We start from the raw sequence: 5337 nt of genomic DNA, 5'->3' as shown, positions 1-5337 counted from the left end.
TTTTTATAGCGCATCGCGATCCCTTCCAGCTCGGTGCGGGGGATCACGTCGTCGATGCGGGCGAAGCCCTGCGGCGCGCGTTCGTGCGCGAGCTGCATGACCTGCTCCGGGCCGTTCAGCCGGTTGCGCAGCACGATGCCGGCGGTGCGCGGCAGCCGGTCGGCCTCGTATTCGCGCAGGGCGGTGCCGGTGTCACGCGTGGCAAGCAGGCAGTCGATGAGCGCGCGCGCATCGAGGATGGCCTGCGCGCTGCCGTTCGAGCCGATCGGGTACATCGGGTGCGCCGCGTCGCCCAGCAGGGTGACGCGGCCGAAGGCCCAGCGCGGCAGCGGGTCCTTGTCGACCAGCGGGAACTCGTACACCGCCTGCGCGCCGTCGATCAGCGCGGGGATGTCAATCCAGTCCCACTGCCAGTCGGCGAAGGCGCTGCGGAAGATGGCGCGGTCGACCTCGCGGTTCCAGTCGCTGCGCGGCGGGGCGGCGTCGGGCACGCGTAGCTCGGCGATCCAGTTGATGCGTGCGCGGCCCTGCTGGCGCAGTGGCTCGGAGATCGGGTAGGCGACGAACTTCTGGTCCTGGTGGCCGGCCATGAACATGGTGCGGCCATCGAGGTAGGGCTCCGCATCGGTGATGGCGCGCCAGAGCATGCGGCCCGCGAAGCGCGGTGCGTCGCCGGCCGGGTAGAAGTGGCGGCGCACGGCGGAGTGGATGCCGTCCGCGCCGATCAGCACGTCGGCCGACGACTCGACGATGGCGTCATTCACGCGATCGCGCAGCGTGAAGCGCACCGGGCCGCCGCCCTCGCCGGTCGATTCGACGGCCTCGAAGCTGTGGCCCAGGCGGATGCAATCGGGCCCGAGCCGCTCGGCCACGGCATCGGCCAGCGCCATCTGGAATTCACCGCGGTGGATGGAGAATTGCGGCCAGTCGTAGCCCGCTGCCAGGCCGCGCGGCTCGTGCCAGATCGGTTGGCCGAAGCGGTTGTAATAGGCCAGCGCGGACGTGCGGATCGCCAGTGCGCCGAGCGTGTCTTCCAGGCCCAGCTCGCACAGTTGGCGTGCGGCATGCGGCAGCAGGTTGATGCCGACGCCCAGCGGCCGCAGCGTCTGCACGGCCTCCCACACTTCCACCTCGAAGCCCTGCCGCTCGGCCATCAGCGCAAGCGTAAGCCCACCGATGCCTGCCCCGATGATGGCGATCTTCATGGCTGTCTCCGTCAAATTTGTTGCAGTCTATAACAAATATGAAGACCAGTCGGTCGCCCCGGGATCAGGGCAATCCCTAGGCGAATGGGACGCTCTGACGGCTTGACGCTCAGTGATATATCACAATACCATCACTCGACTTTTACGAGATCCGGGGCTGCCTCCTCATGTCGCGTCCAATCAAGCTGGTGTCCACTGCTGCGGCCACGGCTGCACCGTTCGCCACCGAACCCGCCGAGCACGCCCCCAAGGGCGCCGCCCTGCGCGAACTCGCCTACAGCGAGATCAAGCGCCGCATCATGTCGTGCGAGTTCCGCCCCGGCGAGCCGCTCAACGAGGCGCAGCTCTCCGCGCTGCTGGGCCTGGGCCGCACGCCGGTGCACCAGGCGCTGCACCGGCTGGAGGTCGAGGGCCTGGTCTCGATCCTGCCACGCAAGGGCGTGCTGGTGACGCCGCTGTCGCTCAACGACGTGCTCGACATGATCGAGGTGCGTGCCACCAACGAGATCCTGTGCGTGACCCTGGCCGCCGAGCGCGCCCACCCGGCCGATTTCGAAGCCATGCGCGCCATCGTCGATGCGTCGCCCGCGCTGATCGAGCAGCGCGACATCGCCGCGCTGGCCGCACTGGACCTCAAATTCCACCTCGCCATCTCGGCCGCCTCGCGCAACCGCGTGCTGGCCGAGCTGCTGCGCGGGCTGCACGAGAAGCAGGCGCGCTTCTGGTTCCTGTCGCTGTCGGAGCCGCAGCACCTGCAGAACGTCTACGACGAGCACCTCGCCATCCTCGATGCGCTGGAGCGCCGCGACGTGCCCGCCGCGCGCGATGCCGTCCGCGAGCACATCGACGAGTTCCGCCGGACCATCATCCGCACGCTCTGACGCCCGCCCCCCTTTCGCTTCAACGCATCTCCGGATTCCGCATGACCACGCTGCACCTCAACTTGATCGGCCACGGCCCCATCGACGTTGCCGTCGACCATCTCGTCATCGCCGGCTGGACCGGGCGCGACGCCGCCGCCGTCGAACACCACATCGCCGAGCTGGAAGCCATCGGCGTGGCGCGCCCGGCGCGGGTGCCGTGCTTCTATCGCGTGTCAGCTTCGCTGCTGACGACGGACGCGCACGTGGAGATCCCCGGTGCCGATTCGTCGGGCGAGGCGGAGTTCGTGCTGTTTTCCACGCCGCTGGGCCTGCTCGTCGGCATCGGCTCGGACCACACCGATCGCAAGGTCGAGGCGTACGGCGTGACGGTCTCCAAACAGATGTGCGCCAAGCCCGTGAGCCGTGACGTGTGGCGCTTCGACGCGCTGGCGGACCACTGGGACCATCTGCAGATGAAAACCTGGCGCACGCGCGACGGCCAGACCGCGCTGTACCAGGAGGGCAGCGTCACGCGCATGCTCGACCCGCGCGACCTGATCCGCCGCTACACCGGCGCCAGCATGTTATCGACGGAGCTGCCGGTGGGCACCGCCATGTTCTGCGGCACGCAGCCCATCATCGGCGAACTCGGTTTTGGCGAGGCCTTCGAGATGGCGCTGATCGACCCGGTGGCGGGCGGCGAGCTGCGCCATCGGTATGCTGTCCACACGCTGCCCGTCGAAGGCTGAGAACCTGCCCATGGTCCTACTGCGCGACCCGATCTTGGCCCCGAATTTGCCAAATGCGTGCTCGCCGTACACGTGTACGGCTGCGCTTCTCGAGCCACCCTCGGGCCGCTCGCTACGGACCATGAACAGGTTCCGACAAACGCTCACCTCCCGGAGATCCGCATGATGACGCCTCGCCCGAACATGATCCGCACCTTGGCCGCCGACCTGGCCGCCGGCCGCACCACCAGTGTCGCCCTGACCGAGACCGCGCTGGCGCGCGCCGAGGCGCATCGCGCCACCGGCGGCGCCGCCTATGTCAGCATCGACACGCGAGCCGCACTGGCCATGGCCCGTGCTGCGGATGCCGCGCGCGCGGCGGGCAACGTGCCGTCGCTGCTGGCGGGGCTGCCGGTGTCGATCAAGGATCTGTTCGACGTGGCGGGCCAGGTGACCCGTGCGGGCTCGCGCGCGCTGGCGCATCAGTCGCCCGCCACCGCCGATGCCGCCGCCGTGGCCCGCCTGCGCGCGGCTGGCGCCGTGCTGCTCGGCCGCACCAACATGAGCGAGTTTGCGTTTTCGGGCCTGGGCCTGAACCCACACTACGGCACGCCGCGCACGCCGGCGGACGGCACCCGCGCGGCGGGCGGCTCCACCTCGGGCGGCGCGGTGACGGTGGCCGGCGGCATGGCGGTCGCGGCGCTCGGCACCGACACGGGCGGCTCGATCCGCATCCCCTCCGCCTTTTGCGGGCTGACCGGCTTCAAACCCACCGCGCGCCGCGTGCCGATGACCGGTGGCGTACCGCTGTCCACCTCGCTGGATTCGGGCGGGCCGCTCACCAATTCGGTCGACTGCTGCGCCATCGTTGACGCCATCCTGAGTGGCGAAACACTTGATACCGAAGCGGTGCCGCTCGCCGGCCTGCGCTTCGGCATCACGCAGGACTACGTGGGCGCGGACCTGGACGACACCGTCGCCACCGCGTTCAACCGCGCCGTGGCCCGCCTCGAACGCGCGGGTGCACACATCGTCCGCTTCAGCTTCCCCGAACTGCTGCAACTGCCCGAGATCAACGGCGGCGGCGGCCTGACGGCGGCCGAGGCCTGGGCATGGCACCGCCCGCTGCTGGCGCGTGCCGAGGCGCAATACGACCCGCGCGTCGCCACCCGCATCCGCCGCGGCGAGCAGATGGGCGCCGCCGCCTACATCGACGTACTGGACGCACGCGCGCGCATGATCGCCGCCGCGCACAAGCGCCTGGGCAATCTCGATGCGTGGCTGATGCCTACAGTGGCCATCGTGCCGCCCGAAGTGGCCCCGCTCGAAGCCGACGACGCGCAGTTCTTCCGCACCAACGCGCTCACGCTGCGCAACCCGAGCGTCATCAATTTCCTGGACGGCTGCGCGCTGACGCTGCCCGTCCATGCCACCGGCGAACTGCCGGTCGGCCTGTCGCTGTGCGGTCTCGCCAATGACGATGCGCGCATCCTGCGCGTCGGCCGGGCGGTGGAGGCAGCACTGCGTTGAGCGCCTAGCCCGAACCCGCTCCCCACCGCCGCGTCCGGGCCACGCGGGCGGTTCTCGCAGTACACCCAAAGGCGCGCATCAGACGCGCCAGGCCCAACTCACGCCTGCGTTTTGCACACCCAAGCCGGGCAGCATCCCTATCGGAGGAAAACCATGTCTCAAACCCAAGCGATGCCCGCCGACCCGGCCGGCAGTCCGCCCCACACCACCGCGCTGGACGCCACCTATCGCCGCATCGCCGGGCGGCTGGTGCCGTTCCTGGTGGTGCTGTTCATCCTGGCGTGGGTCGACCGCGTCAACGTCGGCTTCGCCAAGCTGCAGATGCTGCAGGACCTGCAGTTCAGCGAGGCGGTGTACGGCCTGGGCGCGGGCATCTTCTTCATCGGCTATTTCCTCTTCGAGGTGCCGAGCAACCTGCTGCTGGAGAAGATCGGCGCGCGCAAGACGCTGGCGCGCATCACCATCCTGTGGGGCCTGGCCTCGATGGCGATGATCTATGTGCAGACGCCAGCCTCGTTCTATGCGATGCGCTTCCTGCTGGGCATTTTCGAGGCGGGCTTCTTTCCGGGCGTGGTGCTGTACCTGACCTACTGGTTCCCTTCCGCACACCGTGCGCGCATCAACGGGCTGTTCATGACCTCGTTTGCGATTGCCGGCGTGGTGGGCGGCCCGGTGGCGGGCTTCATCATGAGCCGCATGGAAGGCGTGGGACACCTGGCCAACTGGCAGTGGCTGTTCCTGCTGGAAGGCATTCCTTCGGTGCTGGCGGGCTTTGCCGTGCTGGCCTGGCTGCCCGAGACGCCGCGCCAGGCGACGTGGCTGTCCGCCGCCGAGCAGGACGCCGTGATCCGCGCCGTCGAGGTGGAGAACCGCGATCCGGCCAAGCACGCCTCGTTTGCGGCGGCGCTGGCCAACCCCCGCGTGTGGATCTGCGCGCTGATCTACTTTTGCGTGGTCAGCGGCAACGCCACCATCGCGTTCTGGACGCCGTCGATCATCAAGGAGCTGGGC

The 5337-nt window shown here is 69.2% G+C and carries 5 protein-coding genes; 4 read left to right on the top strand and 1 reads right to left on the bottom strand.

Going from position 1 to position 5337, the window contains the following annotated elements:
- The coding region (locus QZ609_RS24200; protein WP_295500317.1) for a flavin-dependent oxidoreductase at positions 1-1205 on the bottom strand (1205 nt) is incomplete at its 3' end.
- A 167-nt stretch (positions 1206-1372) separates the two neighbouring features.
- Here QZ609_RS24200 and QZ609_RS24195 point away from each other — a divergent pair.
- The 4 genes from QZ609_RS24195 to QZ609_RS24180 form a co-directional block, all read left to right on the top strand.
- A complete protein-coding gene (locus QZ609_RS24195; RefSeq protein WP_295500314.1) occupies positions 1373-2086 on the top strand; it encodes a GntR family transcriptional regulator in 714 nt (237 codons plus the stop codon).
- A gap of 41 nt (positions 2087-2127) precedes the next feature.
- Positions 2128-2817, top strand: coding sequence for a DUF2848 domain-containing protein (locus QZ609_RS24190; protein WP_295500311.1), 690 nt, complete (start codon positions 2128-2130; stop codon positions 2815-2817).
- 162 nt (positions 2818-2979) lie between these two features.
- Positions 2980-4326 (top strand): amidase, encoded by a 1347-nt coding sequence (locus QZ609_RS24185; protein WP_295500309.1) that lies wholly within the window; start codon positions 2980-2982, stop codon positions 4324-4326.
- A 153-nt stretch (positions 4327-4479) separates the two neighbouring features.
- A partial coding sequence (locus QZ609_RS24180; protein ID WP_295500307.1) for an MFS transporter occupies positions 4480-5337 on the top strand: 858 nt, incomplete at its 3' end.

Origin of the sequence: uncultured Ralstonia sp. (assembly GCA_913056305.1) — a bacterium.
Classification (GTDB): Bacteria; Pseudomonadota; Gammaproteobacteria; order Burkholderiales; family Burkholderiaceae; genus Ralstonia.
Note: the sequence above shows the minus strand (reverse complement) of the source record. Positions and strands in the feature narration are given on the sequence as shown.

What these genes read in the sequence shown, in the direction of transcription:
- QZ609_RS24195 (WP_295500314.1), top strand. Translation starts at nt 1,373, where the DNA reads ATGTCGCGTCCAATCAAGCTGGTGTCCACTGCTGCGGCCACGGCTGCA.
- QZ609_RS24190 (WP_295500311.1), top strand. Translation starts at nt 2,128, where the DNA reads ATGACCACGCTGCACCTCAACTTGATCGGCCACGGCCCCATCGACGTT.
- QZ609_RS24185 (WP_295500309.1), top strand. Translation starts at nt 2,980, where the DNA reads ATGATGACGCCTCGCCCGAACATGATCCGCACCTTGGCCGCCGACCTG.